Consider the following 21,004-nt stretch of genomic DNA (forward strand, 5'->3'; position numbering starts at 1 on the left):
CGTGGGCAAGGGATCGGGTGCGGGGGTCCCGGGCGGACGACTCCTAGGTGTGGCTGATCCGCCGGTTGATCTCCCTGATCAGCCAGGTCGGGGAGAACCGCGACGCCACCATCATCGCGCCGGCCTGCCGACCCACCGGATAGTGCACCTTCGCCAGCATCCGGTGCGAGCGCCTGGTCGCCTTGACGACGACCTTCGCGACGTCGGCCGCGGTCAGCTTGATGCCGAGCGAGTCGGCGCTGCGCATGTCCAGGTTCCCGGTCATCGCGGTGTTCACGAACAGCGGCCAGACCGCGAGCACCCTGATACGGTGCCGCCGCCACTCCAGCTCCAGCGCCTCGGTGAGGCCCCGGACGGCGAACTTGGTGGCGCCGTAGGTGGCGAGCTCGGGCTGGCCGTAGATCGCCGAGGCCGAACACAGGTTGACCAGCTGCGAACCGGGCGTCGCCTGCAGGTAGGGGAAGGCGGCCCGGCTGCCGATCACGACGCCGCCGACATTGATGTCGAGCATCCGCTGATGCTCGGCGAGCGGAATCTCCTCGAACCTGCCCGAGTAGAGCACCCCCGCGTTGTTCACCAGGATGTCGAGGCGGTGCGAGGCCACCTCCGCGAACTCGGCGAGCCGCGCATCCCACTGCTCGGCATCGGTGACGTCCAGCAGACCGGTGGAGACCTCCCCGCCACCCGCACGGATCTCCCGTGCCAGGTCCGCGAGGCCGGTCTCGTCGATGTCGAAGGCACCGACGAGGTATCCGGCCCGCGCGAACTCCAGCGCGGTCGCCCTGCCGATCCCGGCCGCCGCACCGGTGATGACCACTGTCTGCTTCGCCATGTCGGCCAGCGTATGCCGTGCGCCTACCCTGGGGGGTGGAGGAATCGATGTTTCACGAGCGCATCGTCCGCACGGTGCTGACCATCACCGTCGGCTACCTGATCGTCCTGGCGATCTGGCTGGGCTGGCTCGTCCAACACACGCCGCCGGGCACCGTCCCGTACCAGATCGGCGGGTTGCTGGCCGCGTACGGCTCGGCGCTCGGGCTCGGGATGATCTGGGCCGACCGGCCGCCAAGGGCGGACCGGAAGCTGGAGCGCCGCGGGCTGGAGGGCTGGGCCAGGATCGAGAGCACGCAGCGGCTCGCCGAGACCGCCGATCACGGTCAACTCACCGAGCTGCGGCTCGAACTCACCGTCCCCGGGGAAGAGTCCTACTCGGGCCGGGTGGTCTACGAGGTGCCCGCGTCGATGCGTGAGCAATTCGTGCCGGGCAAGACGGTGCCGATCCGGGTCGACCCCCACAATCGGGACCGAATCGTGCTCTGCCCCTAATCAGTTCAGGGGTACAGGGGTTCGGGGTTCAGCGGCCCGGGAGCTAGCTGGTGCGGTTCTTCCTGCCGAGCGCGAGCATGCCTTCGACCAGGAGGAACTGCGCGGCCGCATAGCTCGCGAGGATCACGCCCTCGGCGGCCCGACGGCCCGACTCCTTGCGGATGAACAGTCGCCGCACCACGATCAGGCCATCCGAGCCGGTGAACAGCAGCCCGCCCAGTCCGAGCCAGCTCCTCCGGTCCGCGTTCGGCAGCGCAAGGCCCGCCGTGGTCTCGGCGCCGGGGGCCAGCGCCGGGTCGGCCGAGAGCGTGGACGTCGTGGCCAGCGCCGCACCGTACGCGGTGAGCGGGGTGGAGACCGTGCGCGCCCTTGCCCGCAGCAGACCGGCCGCACCGAGCCAGCCCAGCTTCCGCGGGATCAGGGCCTGCGCGGTGGGGCGCGCACCGCGTCGCAGCAACAGCGTCGTGTAGGCGGCCTGCATGACGGCGAACGACGAGGCGCCGCGCACCAGCCTGGCATCGTTGTCGGGGTCGATCATGAAGACGTCGCCGACGGTCGCGGCGGCGAGCCCGCCGACCAGCAAGGCGGTGTCGGCGGCGTCCGTCTCGGAGCGCTCGCGCAGAACCCGGACCGCGAGTGCGGGCGCGATCAGCGGCTTGGCGACCTGCTGCAGCCGTTCGTTCCCGATGACCGCACCCAGCACGGTGGCTCCGGTCGCGCCGAGGAACACCGCATGCTCGAGCCGCATCTCTACCTCTTTCGGTGACGATTGACGTGTGGCCCGAGCGTATCGGGTGACCGGTCGGGGTCCTAGCGGCGGCGGCGCCAGGGCGACATCGGTCCAGCGCACGAGGCCGCCCGGCACCGGCGGTTCGCCTTGACGGCGATCCCGGGGTCTGTTGCCATGTGAGCGAAGGCCTTGATTGCGATCGGATTTCGCCGGTCGGCTCGGCTCACAGGGGGGCGTTACACGTATGGGAATCAGACATGGTGCCCGATCGGTGTCGATGCGGCTGGGCGTACTCGGCGTCGCGCTCGCGGGGGTGCTCGCGATATCGGCGACGCCTGCCATCGCTGCGCCCGACAGCGGCTCGGCGGCGCAGGCCCTCCCGGCAGGAACGGTGGTCGAGCCCGCGATCGATTGCCAACCGAGCAGCGCCCGGCCCCGTCCCGTGCTGGTTCTGCCAGGAGCGGACGGCGCCACCTCGGACACCGCGTCCCAGTGGGAGGTGGTCGTCACGGCGCTGCGGCAACAGGGCGCCTGCACCCTGGTCTTCCAGGGCGGGGTCATCGACGGCCGACGGTGGGCGGGAGACATGACCGGCGCGGCCCGCCAGCTGGCGGACTTCGTCGCGAAGGTCAAGGACACCACCGGGGCACCCCAGGTCGACATCGTGGCCCACTCTGCCGGCTCCGTCGTCGCGAACTACTTCGTCAAGGTGCTCGGCGGCGCGCAGGACGTGCACGACATGGTGCTGCTCACGCCGGAGGCCCGCGGCTGCGACGGCGCCGGTTTCCTGGCCCAGTACGGAATCAAGGACTTGCCGGTCACCCCGGTGCAGGTGCTGGAGGCGCTGCCCTTCCTGGCACCGGCGCTGGCCGCGCTGTCACCCGAGATGGCATCGGCACTCCAACTGTCGCCGGTGTCCGAGTTCTATCGGACCCTCATGGACGGGCCCATCGCCCAACCCGGCGTCAGCTACGCCGTGATGGCGACGAAGAACGATCAGGTCGCGACGCCGCCCGGCACGTGCTCCTTCATCACCGAGCCCGGTGTGGCCAACATCTTCTATGAAGACGTCTTCCCCGGCAGCCCCGCCGTGGACCACTCGAGCCTTCGATCGAGCCAGGAGACGGCGGGCTGGATCGTGGACCAGCTCTATCGCTGACCCATGAGCGATGGCCGGGATCCCTCGGCCTGCCCCTATCCTCGAGGGACGAGCACACGGAGGATCGGCGATCTCAATGACATTCATCAAGATGTGTGGCCTGCGGGACGAGGCCACGGTTGACCGCGCCGTGCAGCTCGGCGTCGACGCCGTGGGATTCGTCTTCGCGCGGAGCCCTCGCCAGGTGACCCCCGAGGTGGCCGCGCAGCTGCGGCAGCGAGTCCCCGAGGGCATCCTCGCGGTCGGGGTGTTCACCGGAATAGGGATCGCCGACATCGTCTCCGCCGCGACGACATCGGGAATCGATGTCGTGCAGGTGCACGATCTGCGGTCGGCCGACGAGGTCACGGCTCTCCACGATGCCGGGCTCCGCGTCGTCCGGGCGGTGAACACCGGCGGCGTGGGCGACCCCTCGGCGAGCTTCGGCGAGGACCTCCTGCTCGTCGACGGCGCCGTCGCAGGAGCGGGCGTCACCTGGGACTGGCAGGACCGGTCTCTGCTGCCGGGCGGTCGGTGGATCCTCGCGGGCGGGCTCGACCCCCTCAACGTCGCGCAGGCGCTGGACGCCAGCGGGGCCTGGGGCGTCGACGTCAGCAGCGGCATCGAGTCGAGCCGCGGCGTCAAGGACCAGGAACTGATGGCGGCCTTCGTGACCGCGGTGCGCCGACGCGGATAGCGAACGGCTCGTCGGATCCCGCACCCGTCAGCGGACCGCGGCACGCCGGGCTCTGCGTTGATCGGGCCCACGATCGTCCTCCCAGCGCGCCCGGCGGTAGCGGCGACGCCGTCCGACCCGCGCGGCTCCGATCGCCGCGGCCACCCCGGCGAGAACCCCGAGCACCGCACACACCACGACGGTGGCGACGGTGGGCTGCCGACCCAAGAGCACCCAGACCGCACCGACGACGGCCACCGCGAGGACACCCACGCTCAACGGGAGACCGATGCTCGCGGAGATCCGGCGGCGCCCCCTGCGTAACGCGCGGACAAACGATTCCACATAGGCGATCCCGAACAGGAACAACGCCGCCACGCCGACGGCGGCGGCCGTCGTGAGCGCCGATTGCTCGGTACGGACGGGGAACTGCCAGGTCTGCGTCACCCGGCCCGCCTGCAGGAAGGACAGCTCACCGGTGAGTTCCCCCGCGACGAGGTACTGACCGCCGAGCGAGGGCAGGGTGGCCGCGACGCCGCCGTCCACGGGCGCCAAAGGCGCGGTCCGCACCTGCTTCACCGGCTGTCCGAGCGCCTTGAGGGTCATGCTCACCGAGTCGGCGGGGACCGGGCCGGCCGCGGACACCGGCACCGGCTGCACCAGATCGACGCGGACCGGATCGACGGTCCCTGGGTCCACCCCCGCGACGGTCACGGTCCCCGGCGGCGGGGTCTCCCCGCCGACCGCCGATCCGAGGCCAAGCAGCGCCACAGCGATCGTGACCGCCGCGAGTGCGGCCGCGATGCGATAGGGCACGCGCGGAGACGGAATGTCCACCACCGACCGCACCGGCACCAGATCCGCGTCCGCGACGTCGATCAGCCGCACGCCCCGAGCGTGCACGGATGTCGTCGGGCGCATCGTGGGCGGCGTCGGCGGCGGCAGGGGCGTGCCCGGCAACGGCGCGCTCCCAGGAGGAACCGACCCCGGTGCCGTCGACTCGCCGCCACCGGCAACCGTCGCCTCGCCCACCCCGGCAACCGTCGGCCCGCCTGCCTCCGCCACGGTCGATGTCCCGGTCACCGGCCTGGCCAGCGGCCGCGTCACCGGAAGCGTCGGATGCTCCCCGTCCACCGGTGGCGGCGGCGCGGTACCCATCCCGGCGGCGGTCACGATCGTGTCCGCACCCATGACCGGAATCCCCTCGGCGGCAAGCCAACCCGGTCCCCACCGTCCAGCGGAGGCCGCGGCGAGTGCGACCCCGAACTCCTCGGCCGTCGCGTAGCGCTGCTGCGGATCCGTCGCCAGTCCGCGCATCACCACCTCGGCGATCTGCTCTGGAACGGTCGGCGCGGTCTCGCTCAGTGGCGTCGGCTGATCGAAGGCGTGCATGAACAGGATCGCCATCGGCTCGTCCGCGGGCGGGAAGGGCAGCGAACCGGAGAGCAGCTCGTACAGCATCGTCGCCATCGCGTAAACGTCCGTCGCCGGGGACAATTCACCGCCGCGGGCCTGCTCGGGAGCGATGTATGACGGGGTCCCGATGACATCGCCCTCCCTCGTCGCGAGCGTCTCGTCGCCGCCGACGACCTTCGCGATCCCGAAATCCGTCACCTTGACCGCCCCCGACGCGGCGAACATCAGGTTCTCGGGCTTGACGTCCCGGTGCAGGATCCCCCGTTCGTGCGCTGCCTTGAGGCCGGCCGCGCAGGCGAGCACCACGGCGACGGCCGAGTGCGAATTGAGCCCGGTCCCGGCGAACCGGTTCCAGACCGTCCCGCCCGGCAGCAGCTCCATCACCAGCAGGCAGAGTCCGTCGTGCTCGACATAGTCGTAGACCGGCACGACGTGCGGATGATCCAGCGAGGCGAGTAGTCGCCCCTCAGCCGTGAAGCGGTGCCGGACAGCCGGATCGGAGGCGAACGCCGGCGGTAGTTGCTTGATCGCCACCGGCCGCCCGAGCGCACGATGACGCCCCGACAGCACGACGCCCCAGCCGCCCCGCCCGAGTTCTCCGCCGATGTCGTACGCGGGCAGGGATTCGCTGACCCGGTCGGTGTCGCGGTCCATGGTCCTGGCTCATTTCCGGTCGATGTCGGGGAGCGTGGCCTGCGCCGATTGTGTCGGCACCGTGGGCCGATCCCGGCGGGTGCGCTCGGCGCCCTCGCGCCACTCCGCCTCGTCCAACTCGCCCTCGTAGTCCTCCTCGTCCTCACCCAACTCGTCCTCGTCCAGGGGCGTCGGGGTGAGATAGCCGAGGAAGAAGAACCCCACCGCGAAGGCGGCCGCGACGACCAGCCACCGCTCCGTCGTCGGGACCCACACCCGCAACGCGGACAGGGTGAACACGAGCACCAGTCCGATGCCGATCCCCGGGGTGAGGAACCGCAGCCCGCGACGCCACCGGTTCTGCGGCATCCGATTTCGGGCGATGGCCAGCACTGTGTCGAGCAGCGCGAGGACGGTGAGCATTGCCAAGGCGAGCCCGAACAGGCCGTAGACGGATATCAGCGAACCGCGCACATCGGTGACGATCGGGATGTCGACGATCACCTGGCCGCTGCCGTCGAGCAGGGTCAGCGAGCCGTTGATGAGTCCGGTGGCCTGGCCGTCCAGACCGGACAGGTCGACCGCGTACGCGATCGTCTGGGTCTCCCCTGGCTCGACGGTGGCCGCCATCGAGCTGTGATAGTCGAAGAAGCTCAGCCCGAGCACATGACCAGAGAGGTCGACCGAGCTGACGCTCACGACCTCCGCCGAGTTGTTCATCAGCACGATCTCGACCTGCGCCGCGCCTGACGGGTCGAGATAGACGGGGTGGTCCTGGTCTACGAACGCGACGTCCTGCCCGTTCACGCTCGCCGCAACCCCCACCGCCGATTCCGTCTGTGCGACGGCGGAGGTCACCGAGAGTCCGACGATGCCGAGAATCGCGATCGGCACCGCGATCAGCCAGGTCTTCATCAGTGCTCCTCAACTCAGTTGGATACGGGAAGCAGTCGTCGCCGGTAGATCAGCAGGCCCATCGCAAGGAAGAACACGATGATCACCACGCTGGAGGTGGACCCGCCGGCCGCGCTGACGAGCACAACCTCGAGCGGCGCGGTCAGCACCGGTCCGCAGTCGGCGGCGACCTCGTAACGCCCGACCTCGGTTCCGGATGTCAGTGGAACCCGGAACTCCCCGGCTGGGTCGGACACGGCCTCACCGGCCGGGGCGCCCCCGACGGAAACCCGAACCGCGGAGTCGGGCGGACATCCCGCCCCCGTCAATGTCACCGGCTCGCCGGGTGCCGCAGCGGGGACGCTGAACCACAGGCCCGGCGGCAATGGCTGTTCGGGGGCGCCAGGAGTCTGCGGTTGCCGCGGGTCGCCGGGCATCGTGGTGAGCTGCCCGGGGGCGGGCACAGGCAGTCCCGGGACACCGGGAAGGGCCGGGATCGCGAGACCTCGACCGGCGTCGGCGCGGGGAATCGCCGCACCTGGCTGGCACTTCGACGGGACCAGCGGGCACTCCATCGGCAGCAGGCCGACGACAGGGGGTGTCGATGTGCCGGGGCCCGTCGGACACCCCGGAGCATTCGGACACACCGGGTCGGGCTTCGGCATCGGCTTCGGGTTCCCCAGACACTGAACCGATGGCGCGACACAGCCCCCGTTCGGGGTGGGTAGCGGCCGCAGGATCACGCCGCCCCTCGGCTCATCCTGTGTCCCTCCTGCCGGCTCGTCGTGCGTCCCTCCGCTCGGCTCGTCGCGCGTCCCTCCGCTCGGCTCATCGTGCGTCCCTCCGCCCGGCTCATCGTGGGTCCCTCCGCTCGGCCCATCGTGCGTCCCCTCGCTCGGCTCGTCCCGCTTGACGATGTCCTCGCAGAACTCCTCCCCGGTTTCCTTGCACTCTTGGAGCCGTTGCTCGTAGCTCTTCTCCTGCTGCTGTTGCTGTTGCTGTTGCTGTTGCTGTTGCTGTTGCTGTTGCTGTTGCTGTTGTTCCTGCGGCTGTGGTTGCTGTTGCTGCGGCTGCTGTTGTTCCTGCGGCTGCGGCGGTTGTTGCGGGAGTTGTTGTTCCGGTGGTTGCTCGAACGGCGGCGGCTCGACTGGCGGCTCAACCGGCGGGACCTCCACCGGCGGCTCGTACCGCGGCGGCTCGATCGGAGGCTCGACCGGCGGCTCAACCGGCGGGACCTCCACCGGCGGCTCGTACTGCGGCGGCTCGACCGGCGGCTCGACCGGCGGGACCTCCACCGGCGGCTCGTACTGCGGCGGCTCGACCGGCGGCTCGACCGGCGGGACCTCCACCGGCGGCTCGTACTGCGGTGGCTCGACCGGCGGCTCAACCGGCGGGACCTCCACCGGCGGCTCGTACTGCGGTGGCTCGACCGGCGGTTCGACCGGGGCTTCGTACTGGGGCTGCTGCGGCTGGATCGGCACCGGCGGGACGGGAAGCTGCGCATGCGCGGGCCCATAAACAGCGACTGCCTGTCCAGCGGCCCCAGCCGGCGCGACGAGCGACCCCGGGCCCAACAACCCCATCCACCCGACCGCGATCGGTATGCTCAGGACCGCGAACACCGCCCGACGTTTGCGTGTTGGTCGGGGCATCCGGACCACTTCCTCAGCTCCACGCGCGTTGCATCCCAGTCTCCCCTCGGTGCGAGGGCGGGACAATAGATCCCGCTGGGCTATCCACTATTCTTGCTGGTAGACGGCCATAAAACGTCACCACAAGGTCGGAAGGTGCTCACTCCTACGGCCCAACGACCGGCAATCGGAACTAGACTGAGCCAGCAGGGGCATTTGCGTCATGCCCACCGAGGCGCGCATTGGGGCGGCCGTGAGCCAACTGGATGGGCCCCGTCTGAGCTACACCGACGACGACGGGAACCAACGCGAACTCGCACTGGTCGAGGACTCGCCGCGCCTCACCGTGGGACGGTCTCGGCAGGCCGATATCGCCTTCGCGTCGGATCACAACGTCTCCCGCCTGCATGCGGCGATCGAGTGGATGGGCACCCACTGGACCATCGTCGACGACGGGCTCTCTCGGAACGGCACCTTCGTCAACGGCGAGCGGCTGACCGGGCGCAGGCGCCTGCAGGCGGGCGACAACATCCGGATCGGATCCTCGACCCTGACCTTCCACTACACGCCGCCGAGCGGTGACCTGACCGGGATCGCCGACGCCATGCCCACTCGCGCCGCGTTGACACCGGCCCAGCAGGCGATCGTGGTCGAACTCTGCCGGCCTTACAAGAACAAGGCCGCATTCGCGAACCCCTCCTCCAACCAGCAGATCGCGGAACGCCTGTTCGTCAGTGTCGAGACGGTGAAAACCCATCTGCGCACGCTGTTCTCGAAGTTCGGCGTGGAGGATCTGCCGCAGAATCAGAAGCGGGCGCAGCTCGCCAAACGCGCGTTGCAGAGCGGCGTGGTCACCGACCGCGACCTCTGAGAACCGCCCCGCGACGAGGCCACCACGTTTGCCACGCGCAGACTGTGCGGTTGGTTTCGGGGCCACGGACTGTGAGAGCATGGCCTCGGCCGACCCCTGGCGCTTCGACGGCAGGGACACGGCCGGGGGAAAGTCACATCACACAACGGGGGATTCACATGAGTATTCGTAGCTTTGCCGTGCGCGCGATCGGTGCGGGCACCGTCGCCGCGGCCGCCCTGATCAGCCTGGCCGGTCCGGCCGCCGCCGCGCCGGCACCGGCGCCCATCGTGCACCTGGGCTTCAACGGACCGGCCATGCCGGTCCTCGGGCAGAATGCCTTCTGCAACGGGGTCGTCGACACCTTCGTCGAGACCGATCCGGCCCGATCTGGGCTCGCCACCGTGGTGTTCACCTCGCGCGGCATGCACGGGGTCGGCCCGGAGTGGGCCACCAATCCGGTCTGCCGCATCAAGGCCGATATCGTGTGGAACCTCGGCGTGCTGGCGAACCAGGTCAAAACCGTCGAGCTCAACTTCGGCGAACGCCCCGGCGAGTCGGTCCGGGCGGAGATCAACCCGGGACCCGGCGTCGCCGCGATCAGCATCCAGGCACTCTACGTGAACCCCTACTACAACGAGCTCCGGCCGCAGGTGTCGATGGGAGTCATGGGCTACGCGATCATCCCCTGATCCGCGGCACCCACTGAACACCCGCTGAGCGGGGGTTCGGGCGGCCGGTTTCACGCGAAACCGGCCGCCGAACCCCCGTTCAGCACGTGAGGGGCACCCGACGGGCCGGACCGGAGCAGGCCGTCAGCCGCAGGAAACGCGGGTCGGTGAGCCCGCGGGACCGCGCGGCAGCCAGCACCTCGGCCGCCACCCGCTCCGCGGCACCGGCATCGATAAGTGCGATGGCCGATCCGCCGAAGCCACCACCGGTCATCCGGGCCCCGTGCGCGCCCGCCGCGAGCGCCGAGTCCACCGCGCAGTCCAGCTCCGGGCACGACACCTCGTAGTCGTCGCGCAACGAGACGTGCGACGCCGTCAGCAGTGGGCCGAGCTCGCGGTGGCGACCGGATTCCATGAGGGACAACACCTCCCGCACCCGGCCGATCTCCGAGACGACGTGCCGGGCGCGGCTCCGCAACACCGGGTCGGTCAGCGCGGACACGTCGGTCACCTCACGCAGCGACGCACCCAGTGTGGCGGCCGCCGCCTCCACCGATGCCCGGCGCTGCGCGTACTGGCCGTCGACCAACCGGTGCGGGGCGCGGGTGTCGATCACCAGCAGCGCCAGCCCCTCCCCTGCCAGGTCGAACGGCACCGGGGCGACGCCGCCGTCCCGCGAATCGACGAGCAGCGCATGACCGACCTCGGCGCGCAGCGAGATCGCCTGGTCCATGCCGCCGGTGGGGGCGAGCGCGATGTCGTTCTCCGCACGCACGCAGCAGCCTGCCAGCGCGGCGCGGCCTGCGTCGTCGGTCGGCGCCCCGGACAGGTCCGCCAGCGCGAGCGCCAGCGCGCATTCGAGTGCGGCCGAACTGGAGAGGCCGGCGCCGATCGGCACCGAGGACTCGACCGCCACGTCAACACCGCCGAAATCACTGTCCAGCAGTCCGTCTCGCCGCATCGCCCACACCACACCCGCGAGGTACGCCGCCCAGTCCGGCGGGTTACCCGGTGCGATCTCGTCGACCCGGCCGGTCCAGGAACCCAGGCCGGACCGGCACCGCAGCATCCCGTCGCGCCGACGCCCGACCGCGACGACGGTGCTGTGCGGCAGCGCGATCGGCAGCGACAGGCCCTGCGCATAGTCGACGTGCTCGCCGATGAGGTTGACCCGCCCCGGCGCGGCCCACACGCCCTCCGGGTCCGTGCCGAACTGGCCAAGGAACCGGTCGACGACTGCGGCGGCCAAGGCCGAATCCGACAGGGACTCCACCCATTCGCTCACGGCGCGATCTCCCGGAAACGGGCCGCGATCCGCTCCGGCGTGGTGTCGCTGACCCAGGCGCCCATCCCGGACTCGGAACCCGCGAGGAACTTCATCCGATGCGGGGACCGCATCAGCGAGAACAGCTGCAGGTGCAGCCTGCCCAGCGGGCGCTGCTCCCCGACCGGCGCCTGATGCCACCCCGCGATGTACGGAAGCCGTTCCACCCCTTCGAAGAACCGGTCCAGGCGGCCCAGGATGTCGAGATAGACGCGCGCCAGCTCGTCCAGCTCGGCGGCATCCAATGCGGCCAGATCGGGGACGTCCCGGTGCGGCGCCAGGTGCAGCTCCACCGGCCACCTCGCGGCGGCGGGCACGTAGGCCGTCCAGTGCTCGCCCTCGAGCACGACCCGGCTGCCCGCGCGCCGCTCGGCGTCCAGCACGTCACGCAGCAGCGATCGCCCCGTCCGCGCCAGGTGCCGCTCGGACTGTCGCAGCAGCGCGCCGGTGTGCGCAGGCAGCATCGGGTACGCGTAGATCTGGCCGTGCGGGTGCGCCAACGTCACGCCGATCTCCTCGCCCCGGTTCTCGAAGCAGTAGACCTGCTCGATGCCGGGCAACGCCGACAGCTCCCTGGTCCGGTCGGCCAGCGCGCCGAGCACCGTGCGCACCCGGCCCACCGGCAGCTCCGCGAAGCTGCGACCGTGGTCGCTGGTGAAGCACACGACCTCGCAACGGCCGGCTGCGGCCCGCTGCGGCCACAGGAGCTCGCCGTCGACGTTGTCGGTCGGCGGGGCCACCGCGCCGGTCGCCAGCGACGGGAATCTGTTCTCGAAGACGGCGACGTCGTAGTCGTCGGCGGGGATCTCCGTCGGCGCGCGGCCGGGGCCGCTCGGGCACAGCGGACACGCATCGGCCGCGGGCAGGAAGGTCCGATCCATCCGATGCGCGGCCATCGTCACCCACTCCCCGGAGAGCACGTCGTAGCGCATCGTGGACTCCACCCGAATCGGCGACAGGTCCCTGGTGTCCTGCAGCTGCCGGGTCGCCGCCCCGCTCACGTACGGCTCGGAGTCGTCGAAGTAGATCAGCTCTCGGCCGTCGGCGAGCGCCGTCGCCGTCCTCCGGATCGTCATCGGATCTCGTTCCCGCCCTTCAGCAGTGTTCGTCGCCGAAGAGATTGTGCCCCACGCGCCGCACCGGCCAGCCCGACCACAGGGTTCAATTACATAGTTTGCCTATGCAATAATATGAACCCATGGCATCCGAACACCTGACGGAGCGCCACCTGCGCGAGGTTCTCGCGGAGCTGGTGACCAACACCTCCCGATTCACCCGACTCGCCTCATCGATCGCGACCGACGACCGGCCACGCGCCTGGATGCGGGCGCTGTCGCACCTCGACGAGTACGGCGCGCTCCGCATCAGCGAGTTCGCCCGGATCGATCGATGCTCGCAGCCGACGGCCACCGCCCTGCTCAAGCAGATCACCGATGCCGGCCTGGCCGGCAGGCACCGCGACCCCGCGGACTCGCGCGCGGTGGTGGTCGAGATGACGGAGGCCGGACGCCACTGGCTCGGCGAGGCCCGCGCCGAGATCGGCACCGCGCTCGCCGCCCACCTCGGCGACCTCGAACCCGAACAGATCGAACGACTTTCGCAGAGCCTGGCCGACCTTCGGGCGGCCATCAAGGCGTCAACACAGCGATGAGAAGACCCAGCGACACCGAGGAGGAGTCCGTGACAGTCATCGACACGGCCACCAGCGCCGGCACCGAGAACAAGGGCATCCTGCACCAACCGAAGGCGGTCTGGGCGGTCGCGTTCGCGAGTGTCATCGCCTTCATGGGCATCGGACTTGTCGACCCGATCCTGAAGCCGATCGGCGAGCAACTCGACGCGACCCCCTCGCAGGTGTCACTGCTGTTCACCTCGTACATGCTCGTGACCGGTGTCGCCATGCTGATCACCGGTGCGGTGTCGAGCCGGATCGGCCCGAAGAAGACGTTGCTCCTTGGCCTGACGATCATCGTGGTGTTCGCCGCACTGGCCGGGATGTCGGGCTCGGTCGGACAGATCGTCGGATTCCGCGCCGGCTGGGGCCTGGGCAACGCGTTGTTCATCGCGACCGCGCTGGCGACCATCGTCGGCGCCGCCAGCGGCGGCGTCGCGAAGGCGATCATCCTGTACGAGGCCGCGCTCGGCATCGGTATCGCGGTGGGACCGTTGGTCGGCGGCGTCCTCGGCAGCGTCAGCTGGCGCGCCCCCTTCTTCGGCGTCGCCGCGCTGATGGCGGTCGCCTTCATCCTGATCGTGGTGATGCTGCCCGCCACGCCCGCCCCGAAGTCGGGCCGGACGTCACTGTCCGCCCCGTTCCTCGCGCTGCGGCACCGCGGCCTGCTCACCGTCGCGATCACCTCGCTGCTGTACAACTACGGCTTCTTCACCCTGCTCGCGTACACCCCGTTCCCGCTCGACATGGGTACCTACGCAATCGGTTTCATCTTCTTCGGCTGGGGCCTGATGCTCGCGGTCTCGTCGGTGTTCCTGGCACCGCGGCTGCAGCGGGCGTTCGGCACGCTGCCGATGATGATGCTCGCGCTGGCCCTGTTCGCGATCGACCTCGCGGTGATGGCGCTGTTCACCGAGAACAAGTCGGTCCTGATCGTGTGCGTCGTCCTGGCCGGCCTGTTCCTCGGCGTGAACAACACCCTGATCACCGAGACCGTGATGATCTCCGCGCCGGTCGAGCGCTCCACCGCGTCCGCCGCGTACAGCTTCGTCCGGTTCGTCGGCGGCGCCGCCGCGCCGTGGGTGGCGGGCAAGCTAGGCGAGAGCAACGTCCACCTGCCGTTCTGGGTCGGTGCGCTCTGCACGGCCGCCGCCATCGTGGTGCTCTCCACCGGACGCAGGGTGCTCGCGCACGTCGACGACCACGACCCGGCCCCGCACAGCGTCGACGAGGCCGCGGCCATCACCGCCGGCTCCGACTAGGCGGCACCGGAAAGGGCCATCACGCAGGGGGCATCGGCACTAGCATCGACGGGTACGCGAATCACCACGGAAGCCGAGGTGCACGATGCGTCCACGCCGCCAGTTCCTGTCCGCCGGACTGATCGTCGTGTGTGCGACGCTGACCATGGCTGGGGGTACCCACGCACCGATCGACCAGCCCCCCGCCGGCGGCCAGACGGTGTTCGACGGTCCGACTGTCGAGGTCGGCGAGGGGACCGCCCACAGCTTCGTCACCCTCGACGCCGCGGGCAATCCCACCGAGGTGGGCATGCGGCTGTCCGAGGGTGCGATGTACGGCCTGCCCGCGACCCACGATGTCGCGGCGACCTACGAGCTCGACCTGCCCGAGGAGGCCGCGGCGACGATCTTCGACCACACCACTCTCGACTGGAACGACCACGGTCACGGACCGAGCGGCATGTTCGACAAGCCGCATTTCGACACGCACTTCTACATGGTCGACGAGGCCGCGGTGGCCGAGATCGACCCGGCGAGTCCGGATTTCGAGGCCAAGGGCACGCGGCTTCCGGAACTGCGATACCTCCCGCCCGACTACATCCCGATGCTGGGGCCGAAGCTGGTCCCGCAGGCGTCCCCAGCCATGGGGGTGCATTGGTTCGATGTCACCGACGGGGTGATCCCGGGCCCCTACCAGTTCACGCAGGCATTCCTCAACGGGACCTGGGACGGCGACTACACCTTCATGGAACCGATGGTGACCCGCGAGTGGCTGCTGACCAAGCCGAACACCGTGCGGACCATCAAGCAGCCGCAGGCCTATCAGCGCAGCGGCTACTACCCCACCACCGTCGCCGTCACCTTCGACGACGACGCGGACGAGTACGTCATCACGATGGGCGGGATGGTGCTGCGCCAGGCGTCGTGAGGCGAACGCCTACAGGCCGAGGTCCTCGAGGCCGAGCAGCGATCGGTACTCCACGCCCTCCGCGGCGATGACGGCGTCGGCTCCGGTCGCGCGGTCCACCACGGTCGCCACGCCGACGACGATCGCGCCTGCCTCGCGCAGCGCGCGCACGGCGGTGAGCGGCGAGTTACCGGTCGTGGTGGTGTCCTCGACGACCAACACGCGCTTCCCCACCACATCGGGGCCCTCGATCTGGCGCTGCATGCCGTGCGCCTTGGCCGCCTTGCGCACCACGAAGGCGTCGATCGGCCGGCCCTCGGCGTGCATGACGGCCATGGCCACCGGGTCCGCGCCCATGGTCAGGCCGCCGACGGAATCGAAGTCCCAGTCCGCGACGAGCTCGCGCAGCAGCTTCCCGATCAGCGGTGCGGCACGGTGGTGCAGCGTCGCGCGACGCAGGTCGACGTAGTAGTCGGCTTCCTTGCCCGAGGACAGGGTCACCTTCCCGTGCACCACAGCCAGCTCGCGTACGAGCCCTGCGAGCTCCGCCTTCTCCGTCATTCGACCGCTCCTCTTCGCGTCCAGTTTCGACGCCCCAGCGTAGTCGTCTAGAGGAGGGCCCCGGGAACGCCCGCGTCCCGGTCCGCCGGGACGACCGTGTCGTCATGGAGTGGGGCCTGCGGAGCGACCTCGGCCAGGGCGGGCGACTCGGCCCTCTCGGCCTCGTCTGCACCGATCGGCAACTCGACGACAGTCGCCTCGAACAGCGGCACCTGGTGCCCGCCCGCCAGCCGCGCGACGACCCCGGCGGGAACCGAGCGCACCAGCCGGTTCACCGCGGTTGCACTGTCGTTGTACACCCGTGCCGCTCCGATGATCCGCTGCTCGGTCACCTTGAGCTCGAGCGCGGGACGCTGAATCGCCCAGTCGTGCTTGACATTCGGGTTGCACTCCACCTCGAACATCAGGCGGTGCAGCGCGACCGACAGCGCGTTCTCGGAGCCGGCCTGCTCGCCGAGGCTCATGCCCTGCTGGCGCAGAGCGACGGCCAGCGATCGAGCGCCGACCAACGGGGCCAGGATCTCGGACGGCATCGCCGCGGCCCGGGCGGCGGCGATCAGCTCAGGTGCCTGATCGCACCGTCGTTCGAGTTCCACATCGAGCAGGGCCCGGCTCGCGGTGAGGTTTCCCTCGAATCGACGCAAGCGTCGAACCACGGACACCGCCCACGTCACAAGAAGAACAACAGCAACGACCGCCACAACCGTCACAAGAGTCACAGGCGTGCAATCTACTCACACCCCGGGGCGCTCGCACACCGGGTCCGCCCACTGGCCGTACGCCGGGCCTGATTCAGCCGCGCGGGTCCTGGTCGAGGTCACCCTCGTGCGGGTACGGGCGTCCCGGATCGTGATTTACGGTGCGCGCCAGCGGAACAACGTTCGGCGGCGCGGATTGGTCCGCGCCCGGCGCCGGGTACGGCGAGCGCTCCCAGTCCGGCATCTCGCGGGGGGCGGGGGCGGCGCTCGGCGGCGCCTCCTGTGCCGCGTCGAGAACGGGGGGCAGCACGTGCAGGATGCCGGAGAGCCGGGCCACCGCATCGATCGCGGCGTCCCACTCACGGCCGTTGCTGGTGACCGGCAGCGAACCGAGCGTCCACTCCCCCTCACTCCACAGCATCTGAACATGCGGGGGAACCGACTCCGTGAAATGCACCATGCGCTGATCGCAGACCCGCCGGGCGATCTCCAGGTCGGTGGCGAACACCACGCGCGGCCCGATCGAGCCGAGCAGGTTCATGTCCGCATCCTTCGGCGGCGGCGTCGACCGGAGCCGGAGATCGATGTCGACATCGGAGCCGACCGTACGCTGGACCGCGACGATCGTCGTCGTCTCCTCGAGGTCGAACAGCACGAAGTTCTCGCCGCGGCGGATGCCGTGCACCACGTCGACGGCCCCGAGATATTCCTGCTTGGCCAGCGCGGCCCGGTGCCAACGCGACGGCAGGTGCTCATCCGACTCGTTGTAGGTGTAGCCCTGCGCCTTCGCCCAGATCTGCCGGACGCGACCGAACTGGTCACGCCTGCTGCGATCGATGGACAGGAGCACGATCGCGCCCACGAGCGCGATCGCTGAGAGTCCGAACCAGATAAGCGTCATCGCCAGTCACAATATCGACTGAACGGTCCCCGCGCGGCACTCGGCTCGCACGGGGACCGAAATCATCTACATCTATCCGCCGTCAGTTCCCGAAGTTCCCGAGATCCGGGAGCGTGGTGTTCACGATCACCTTGGCGACGACGGACCCGTCATCGCCCTTGTCGCCCTGGACCACGACGGTGTCACCGGGTTTGAGGTCGCCGACCTTCGCGCCGCTGAGCGAGATGACCTTGGTGGACCCGTTGGTGACGACCGTGACCGCGGAGCCGCCGATCCCGTCGAGGATCAGCGTGGATCCGTCGTTGGACGTGATCGTCCCGACGGCCGCACCGGCCGCGCCGATCGCCTCACCCACACCGCCCGGGATCTGCGAGAGGTCAGGGGCGCTGGTGGCGGGCGGTTCGGAGGTACGGGGCGGCGGGGTGCTGGCCCGGGGCAGGGTGCTCGTCACCGGCCCCGAGGCGCTGCTCGGGGAGTCGGCGCCGCCGCCGCTGATCAGCATGACGCCGAGACCGACGACCGCCGCGAGGAGCAGCCCCGCCACGACAAGGGCGACCGCCAGCACGCCCTTGCCTGGCCCCTTCTTCTGGTCGCCGTCGAGGTAGGGCGACGCACCGGTTGGCGGTGGTGTCGGCGGCTGATTCGGGTCGTATCCCTGGTAAGTCGGGTACGCCTGCGTCGCGTTCGGCAGCTGATTCGGGTCGTACCCCTGGTACGTCGGATACGCCTGCGTCGCGTTCGGCAGCTGATTCGGGTCGTACCCCTGGTACGTCGGATACGCCTGCGTCGCGTTCGGCGGCTGATTCGGGTCGTACCCCTGGTACGTCGGGTACGCCTGCGTCGCGTTCGGCGGAACCTGACCGTAGGCCCGGTTCGGGTCCGAGGTGTATTGCACGGTCGCCGGTTCGGCCGGCCGGTCGAACTGCTGCGTCGGCTGATCGGCGCCGCGGGCCCAGACCTCGGTCGCCTGGTCCGTCGCAGCGTCCTCGGCCGCAGGAGCCCACTCCGCGGTGGGGTCGGAGCCTGCGTCGAACGGCTCGGTGCCGTCGGCGCTGCGCTCCTGCGGTGTGCGCGGATCGTCCGTGTTGTTCATGTCTCGGGCCTGCTCTCTGCGCGGGTGATCGTGTGGTCCCGCCGCTGGTCAATTCAGTCCGACCCGCCAGAATAGAGGCGGAACCTGAGACCGCGCTGAAGACGCCGGTGGCTACCGCATCACGTTCCACGCGATCGGCCGGGACAGCTCACCGGGAAAGTTCTCCCGCAGGTAGGCCGTCCACTGCGCGACGTGCGCGCGCATCGCCCCCTCGGCGGCGGCGGGATCGCCGTCCGCGATCGCCGTGAGAATCGCGACGTCGTCCGCGAGCACCCTTGACCTCAGCCGCTCCGAATAGGCGACGCCGACCCCCGCCCCGACGAAGACTCCGTCCATGGCGTCGACGAGATAACCGAACAGCGCGTTGCCCGACGCCCAGGCGATGGTGTTGTGGAATCGGCGGTTCGCCGCGAGGAACGCCTCGAGATCGTCGAGGTGCTTCTCCATCTGCTGTACCGACTCGGCGAGGACCCGGCGGTGTTCCTCGGTTCGATGCTCGGCGGCCATCCGGGCCATCAACGGCTCGAGGCCGACCCGCGCCTCGACGATCGTGCCGAACGGCGACTCCTCGAACTGCAGCAACAGGCCGAGGCCGGTCATCAGGTGGGAGCCGTCCGGCTTCTGCACGGTCGGACCCCCGCCCGGCCCCGGCTTGATCGAGAGCGCACCGGACAGCTCGAGATACCGGAGCGATTCGCGGAGCGTGCCCCTGCCGACCTGATACTGCTCGAGCATCACCCGCTCCGGCGGCAACCGGTCACCGGGCCGCAAGCCCTCGCGTTCGATGTCCGAAATGATCCGCCTGGCGATGATCATCGCCGTCTTCTGCGGACGATCCGCCCTGTCCATCACCTTCGCTCCGCCCCCTGCATGACGACACATTCGTACGACCCCCCAGGGGCCGAATCCTACAGATGATTCGCAGGGTTGGGGGGCAATCTGGACAGTCGACCTGCACTGTACGAGTCCCGCCGAGCGGGACGGCGTTGTGTGAGATGAGTCTCATTTCTGTCAGGGTGTGGTCCATTGCATTCAATCGAATGATGCGGATAGTTTCTTGGCGCAGCGTTCGGAAGCATGGCTCACGATCTGACCAGCCCTCCGGTCCGATGCACCGCTTCCGACCACCACTGACCACCTCTAGAGGGGAACGAATGAGCGAGATCAGCAAGTCAGGCCTACGCCGTGGCGCCCGCATCGCAGGCGTAGGCGCCGCCGCCGCGATGGCGATCGGCCTGATGTCCACCGGTGCGGCCCACGCCGACACCTTCGTGCCGCTGCCCGACGGGCAGAAGGCCGGACCGGGAGCGGTCGTCTCCCGCACCGGCGAGAGCGCCCTGATCTCCCCGTCGCTGGCCGCCAACGGCGCCGGCCGCACCGCCTGGGTCTCGGGCACCGTCACCGCCGACGTCACCGGCATCACCAAGGAAGGCGAGGCCGGACCGTTCAACGGCGCCGCCAACACCTCCGGCACCAACAACTCCTCCACGCACGGGATCTCCCGGATCAGCACCGGCTACATCGTCGGCTGCCAGGTCGACATCACCGGCCTCGGCGGATCCATCGGCGCCGGCATCGACCTCTCCGGCCCCTCGATCTCCGGTTCGCTGACCGTCCCGGTCTCCGCGGGCCAGGTCAAGTTCGTGAACGTCGCGGGCAAGGACATCAAGAAGAACGGCAAGTACTCCGTCCAGTACCAGGACACCCAGCTCGAGATCCAGAACTGCGGCGGCTTCGCCCAGGCCCGCTCCTACACCGTGGTCGAGATCGTCGGCAACGACTACTCCAAGACCACCCTGTACGGCCAGCCCTTCAGCATCGGCTAAAGGGCGGCTGCGCCGCACAGTCCACCAGACTTTCTTGAAACCCGAACCCTCAAAGGTGAATTCATGAACGCCAGCACCACCGGCCTGCGCCGCGGGCTGCAGACCGCCGCCGTCGGCAGCGCCGCCGCCATCGCCCTCGGCTTCTTCTCCGCAGGCGCGGCGAACGCCGACACCCTCGTCCCGCTGCCCGACGGCTCGATCACCGAGACCCTCGTCGACGGCACCGTCGTCACCATCACCCGCACCGGCGAGACCGCCAACATCTCCCCGTCGATGGGCTCGACCCCGCTGCACCGCAACGTCTGGGTCTCCGGCTCGACCAAGGTCGAGGTCTCCAACGGCGGCAGCGGCACCATCCAGCCCGGCTACATCGTCGCCTGCCAGCTCACCCTCGGCGGCAAGTCCGGCACCGACGGCGGCATGTCCACCACCTGGGCCGACCCCGACGGCGCCGCCAAGCAGACCGCCAAGACCGCGGGCAACCTGTCCATCGGACCCGGCCAGGCCGTGGACTACAAGATCCTCGACCTCGAACTCGCCGACCCCTTCGGCGCCGAGCAGCACCGCGCCGCCAACCCCTACAAGGGCAAGGGCAGCGTCACCTGGGCCGACTCCACCCTCGGGGTCAGCGGCTGCGCCGGCTACGCCCAGGCCCGCTCCTACGTGAAGGTCACCGTCAACACCGCCAACGTCACCGGCAACGTCACCCTCTGGGGCCAGCCCTTCAGCATCGGCTGACGCCACCCCCAACGCACCCGGTCCCCTCGGCCGCGCCCCTCACGCGACCGAACCCGGGTGGGCGCCGCGCTCGTCGGC

General features: G+C 69.8%; 23 protein-coding genes. 11 read left to right on the plus strand and 12 right to left on the minus strand.

The features are described from left to right. Positions 1 to 43 precede the first annotated feature (43 nt). Positions 44 to 832 carry an SDR family oxidoreductase gene (locus tag RM1_RS15530; protein ID WP_072752550.1) on the minus strand — a complete coding sequence of 263 codons (789 nt, stop codon included), beginning with the start codon at positions 830 to 832 and terminating at the stop codon, positions 44 to 46. A 47-nt stretch (positions 833 to 879) separates the two neighbouring features. Here RM1_RS15530 and RM1_RS15535 point away from each other — a divergent pair, with 47 nt between their 5' ends. Further along, positions 880 to 1,326: a hypothetical protein gene (locus RM1_RS15535; RefSeq protein ID WP_072752632.1), complete on the plus strand. Its 447-nt coding sequence runs from the start codon at positions 880 to 882 to the stop codon at positions 1,324 to 1,326. A gap of 43 nt (positions 1,327 to 1,369) precedes the next feature. Here RM1_RS15535 and RM1_RS15540 read toward each other — a convergent pair whose 3' ends face one another. Then, positions 1,370 to 2,074 (minus strand): lysoplasmalogenase, encoded by a 705-nt coding sequence (locus RM1_RS15540; protein ID WP_072752551.1) that lies wholly within the window; start codon positions 2,072 to 2,074, stop codon positions 1,370 to 1,372. 259 nt (positions 2,075 to 2,333) lie between these two features. Here RM1_RS15540 and RM1_RS15545 point away from each other — a divergent pair, with 259 nt between their 5' ends. Together RM1_RS15545 and RM1_RS15550 are read left to right on the plus strand one after the other, a co-directional pair. Then, on the plus strand, positions 2,334 to 3,215 hold the full coding sequence (locus RM1_RS15545; RefSeq protein ID WP_245816374.1) for an esterase/lipase family protein: 882 nt from the start codon (positions 2,334 to 2,336) through the stop codon (positions 3,213 to 3,215). Between the two features lie 76 nt (positions 3,216 to 3,291). Further along, complete coding sequence (locus RM1_RS15550; protein WP_072752554.1) at positions 3,292 to 3,891, plus strand: phosphoribosylanthranilate isomerase; 600 nt, start codon at positions 3,292 to 3,294, stop codon at positions 3,889 to 3,891. 27 nt (positions 3,892 to 3,918) lie between these two features. On the opposite strand, the gene RM1_RS15555 is transcribed toward RM1_RS15550, so the two are convergent. The 3 genes from RM1_RS15555 to RM1_RS26855 are packed head-to-tail and all read right to left on the minus strand — an operon-like array spanning position 3,919 to position 7,070. Beyond that, the gene (locus tag RM1_RS15555; protein ID WP_072752556.1) at positions 3,919 to 5,940 is read right to left on the minus strand and encodes a serine/threonine-protein kinase; all 2,022 of its coding nucleotides are present in this window, start codon (positions 5,938 to 5,940) and stop codon (positions 3,919 to 3,921) included. A 9-nt stretch (positions 5,941 to 5,949) separates the two neighbouring features. Further along, a complete protein-coding gene (locus tag RM1_RS15560; protein WP_092667837.1) occupies positions 5,950 to 6,834 on the minus strand; it encodes a hypothetical protein in 885 nt (294 codons plus the stop codon). Positions 6,835 to 6,848: 14 nt separating this feature from the next. Continuing rightward, positions 6,849 to 7,070: a hypothetical protein gene (locus RM1_RS26855; RefSeq protein WP_245816369.1), complete on the minus strand. Its 222-nt coding sequence runs from the start codon at positions 7,068 to 7,070 to the stop codon at positions 6,849 to 6,851. Positions 7,071 to 7,694: 624 nt separating this feature from the next. On the opposite strand from RM1_RS26855, the gene RM1_RS26440 reads away from it, so the two are divergent. The 3 genes from RM1_RS26440 to RM1_RS15580 all read left to right on the plus strand — a co-directional run bounded on the left by RM1_RS26440 (position 7,695) and on the right by RM1_RS15580 (position 9,986). Next, the gene (locus RM1_RS26440; protein WP_169922328.1) at positions 7,695 to 8,534 is read left to right on the plus strand and encodes a hypothetical protein; all 840 of its coding nucleotides are present in this window, start codon (positions 7,695 to 7,697) and stop codon (positions 8,532 to 8,534) included. A 163-nt stretch (positions 8,535 to 8,697) separates the two neighbouring features. Further along, entirely contained in the window at positions 8,698 to 9,315 is a 618-nt protein-coding gene (locus RM1_RS15575) for an FHA domain-containing protein (protein WP_072752638.1), read from the plus strand. A gap of 158 nt (positions 9,316 to 9,473) precedes the next feature. Beyond that, a complete protein-coding gene (locus RM1_RS15580) occupies positions 9,474 to 9,986 on the plus strand; it encodes a hypothetical protein (RefSeq protein WP_072752559.1) in 513 nt (170 codons plus the stop codon). 79 nt (positions 9,987 to 10,065) lie between these two features. Here RM1_RS15580 and galK read toward each other — a convergent pair whose 3' ends face one another. Together galK and galT are read right to left on the minus strand one after the other, a co-directional pair. Further along, the gene (gene galK / locus RM1_RS15585) at positions 10,066 to 11,250 is read right to left on the minus strand and encodes a galactokinase (protein ID WP_083576746.1); all 1,185 of its coding nucleotides are present in this window, start codon (positions 11,248 to 11,250) and stop codon (positions 10,066 to 10,068) included. Next, positions 11,247 to 12,365 (minus strand): galactose-1-phosphate uridylyltransferase, encoded by a 1,119-nt coding sequence (gene galT, locus RM1_RS15590; protein WP_083576747.1) that lies wholly within the window; start codon positions 12,363 to 12,365, stop codon positions 11,247 to 11,249. Before galT ends, galK begins: the two co-directional genes overlap by 4 nt. A 122-nt stretch (positions 12,366 to 12,487) precedes the next feature. On the opposite strand from galT, the gene RM1_RS15595 reads away from it, so the two are divergent. The 3 genes from RM1_RS15595 (at position 12,488) to RM1_RS15605 (ending at position 15,130) form a co-directional block, all read left to right on the plus strand. Beyond that, positions 12,488 to 12,940 carry a MarR family winged helix-turn-helix transcriptional regulator gene (locus RM1_RS15595; RefSeq protein WP_072752560.1) on the plus strand — a complete coding sequence of 151 codons (453 nt, stop codon included), beginning with the start codon at positions 12,488 to 12,490 and terminating at the stop codon, positions 12,938 to 12,940. A 38-nt stretch (positions 12,941 to 12,978) separates the two neighbouring features. After that, a complete protein-coding gene (locus RM1_RS15600; protein WP_425528700.1) occupies positions 12,979 to 14,223 on the plus strand; it encodes an MFS transporter in 1,245 nt (414 codons plus the stop codon). 85 nt (positions 14,224 to 14,308) lie between these two features. Then, positions 14,309 to 15,130 carry a DUF5602 domain-containing protein gene (locus tag RM1_RS15605; RefSeq protein ID WP_072752562.1) on the plus strand — a complete coding sequence of 274 codons (822 nt, stop codon included), beginning with the start codon at positions 14,309 to 14,311 and terminating at the stop codon, positions 15,128 to 15,130. A 9-nt stretch (positions 15,131 to 15,139) separates the two neighbouring features. Here RM1_RS15605 and pyrE read toward each other — a convergent pair whose 3' ends face one another. From pyrE to RM1_RS15630, 5 genes are all read right to left on the minus strand, one after another. After that, positions 15,140 to 15,670, minus strand: a complete 531-nt coding sequence (gene pyrE, locus RM1_RS15610; RefSeq protein ID WP_072752564.1) for an orotate phosphoribosyltransferase — start codon at positions 15,668 to 15,670, stop codon at positions 15,140 to 15,142. Between the two features lie 47 nt (positions 15,671 to 15,717). Further along, positions 15,718 to 16,314: a LemA family protein gene (locus tag RM1_RS15615; protein ID WP_169922329.1), complete on the minus strand. Its 597-nt coding sequence runs from the start codon at positions 16,312 to 16,314 to the stop codon at positions 15,718 to 15,720. Between the two features lie 148 nt (positions 16,315 to 16,462). Further along, positions 16,463 to 17,269 (minus strand): TtfA family protein, encoded by an 807-nt coding sequence (locus RM1_RS15620; RefSeq protein WP_245816371.1) that lies wholly within the window; start codon positions 17,267 to 17,269, stop codon positions 16,463 to 16,465. Between the two features lie 82 nt (positions 17,270 to 17,351). Beyond that, a complete protein-coding gene (locus tag RM1_RS15625; protein ID WP_072752568.1) occupies positions 17,352 to 18,362 on the minus strand; it encodes a DUF5666 domain-containing protein in 1,011 nt (336 codons plus the stop codon). Between the two features lie 111 nt (positions 18,363 to 18,473). Continuing rightward, on the minus strand, positions 18,474 to 19,211 hold the full coding sequence (locus RM1_RS15630) for a FadR/GntR family transcriptional regulator (RefSeq protein WP_072752570.1): 738 nt from the start codon (positions 19,209 to 19,211) through the stop codon (positions 18,474 to 18,476). Between the two features lie 305 nt (positions 19,212 to 19,516). Between RM1_RS15630 and RM1_RS15635 the strand changes: the two genes are divergently transcribed. After that, complete coding sequence (locus tag RM1_RS15635) at positions 19,517 to 20,188, plus strand: MspA family porin (RefSeq protein WP_072752572.1); 672 nt, start codon at positions 19,517 to 19,519, stop codon at positions 20,186 to 20,188. A 63-nt stretch (positions 20,189 to 20,251) separates the two neighbouring features. Further along, complete coding sequence (locus tag RM1_RS15640) at positions 20,252 to 20,926, plus strand: MspA family porin (protein ID WP_037176737.1); 675 nt, start codon at positions 20,252 to 20,254, stop codon at positions 20,924 to 20,926. Positions 20,927 to 21,004: the final 78 nt, after the last annotated feature.

Origin of the sequence: Rhodococcus maanshanensis NBRC 100610, assembly GCF_001894865.1 — a bacterium.
Lineage (GTDB): Bacteria > Actinomycetota > Actinomycetes > Mycobacteriales > Mycobacteriaceae > Rhodococcus_G > Rhodococcus_G maanshanensis.

What these genes read in the sequence shown, in the direction of transcription:
- RM1_RS15530 (WP_072752550.1), bottom strand. Translation starts at nt 832, where the DNA reads ATGGCGAAGCAGACAGTGGTCATCACCGGTGCGGCGGCCGGGATCGGC.
- RM1_RS15535 (WP_072752632.1), top strand. Translation starts at nt 880, where the DNA reads ATGTTTCACGAGCGCATCGTCCGCACGGTGCTGACCATCACCGTCGGC.
- RM1_RS15540 (WP_072752551.1), bottom strand. Translation starts at nt 2,074, where the DNA reads ATGCGGCTCGAGCATGCGGTGTTCCTCGGCGCGACCGGAGCCACCGTG.
- RM1_RS15545 (WP_245816374.1), top strand. Translation starts at nt 2,334, where the DNA reads ATGCGGCTGGGCGTACTCGGCGTCGCGCTCGCGGGGGTGCTCGCGATA.
- RM1_RS15550 (WP_072752554.1), top strand. Translation starts at nt 3,292, where the DNA reads ATGACATTCATCAAGATGTGTGGCCTGCGGGACGAGGCCACGGTTGAC.
- RM1_RS15555 (WP_072752556.1), bottom strand. Translation starts at nt 5,940, where the DNA reads ATGGACCGCGACACCGACCGGGTCAGCGAATCCCTGCCCGCGTACGAC.
- RM1_RS15560 (WP_092667837.1), bottom strand. Translation starts at nt 6,834, where the DNA reads ATGAAGACCTGGCTGATCGCGGTGCCGATCGCGATTCTCGGCATCGTC.
- RM1_RS15580 (WP_072752559.1), top strand. Translation starts at nt 9,474, where the DNA reads ATGAGTATTCGTAGCTTTGCCGTGCGCGCGATCGGTGCGGGCACCGTC.
- galT (WP_083576747.1), bottom strand. Translation starts at nt 12,365, where the DNA reads ATGACGATCCGGAGGACGGCGACGGCGCTCGCCGACGGCCGAGAGCTG.
- RM1_RS15595 (WP_072752560.1), top strand. Translation starts at nt 12,488, where the DNA reads ATGGCATCCGAACACCTGACGGAGCGCCACCTGCGCGAGGTTCTCGCG.
- RM1_RS15605 (WP_072752562.1), top strand. Translation starts at nt 14,309, where the DNA reads ATGCGTCCACGCCGCCAGTTCCTGTCCGCCGGACTGATCGTCGTGTGT.
- pyrE (WP_072752564.1), bottom strand. Translation starts at nt 15,670, where the DNA reads ATGACGGAGAAGGCGGAGCTCGCAGGGCTCGTACGCGAGCTGGCTGTG.
- RM1_RS15620 (WP_245816371.1), bottom strand. Translation starts at nt 17,269, where the DNA reads ATGACGCTTATCTGGTTCGGACTCTCAGCGATCGCGCTCGTGGGCGCG.
- RM1_RS15625 (WP_072752568.1), bottom strand. Translation starts at nt 18,362, where the DNA reads ATGAACAACACGGACGATCCGCGCACACCGCAGGAGCGCAGCGCCGAC.
- RM1_RS15630 (WP_072752570.1), bottom strand. Translation starts at nt 19,211, where the DNA reads ATGGACAGGGCGGATCGTCCGCAGAAGACGGCGATGATCATCGCCAGG.
- RM1_RS15635 (WP_072752572.1), top strand. Translation starts at nt 19,517, where the DNA reads ATGAGCGAGATCAGCAAGTCAGGCCTACGCCGTGGCGCCCGCATCGCA.
- RM1_RS15640 (WP_037176737.1), top strand. Translation starts at nt 20,252, where the DNA reads ATGAACGCCAGCACCACCGGCCTGCGCCGCGGGCTGCAGACCGCCGCC.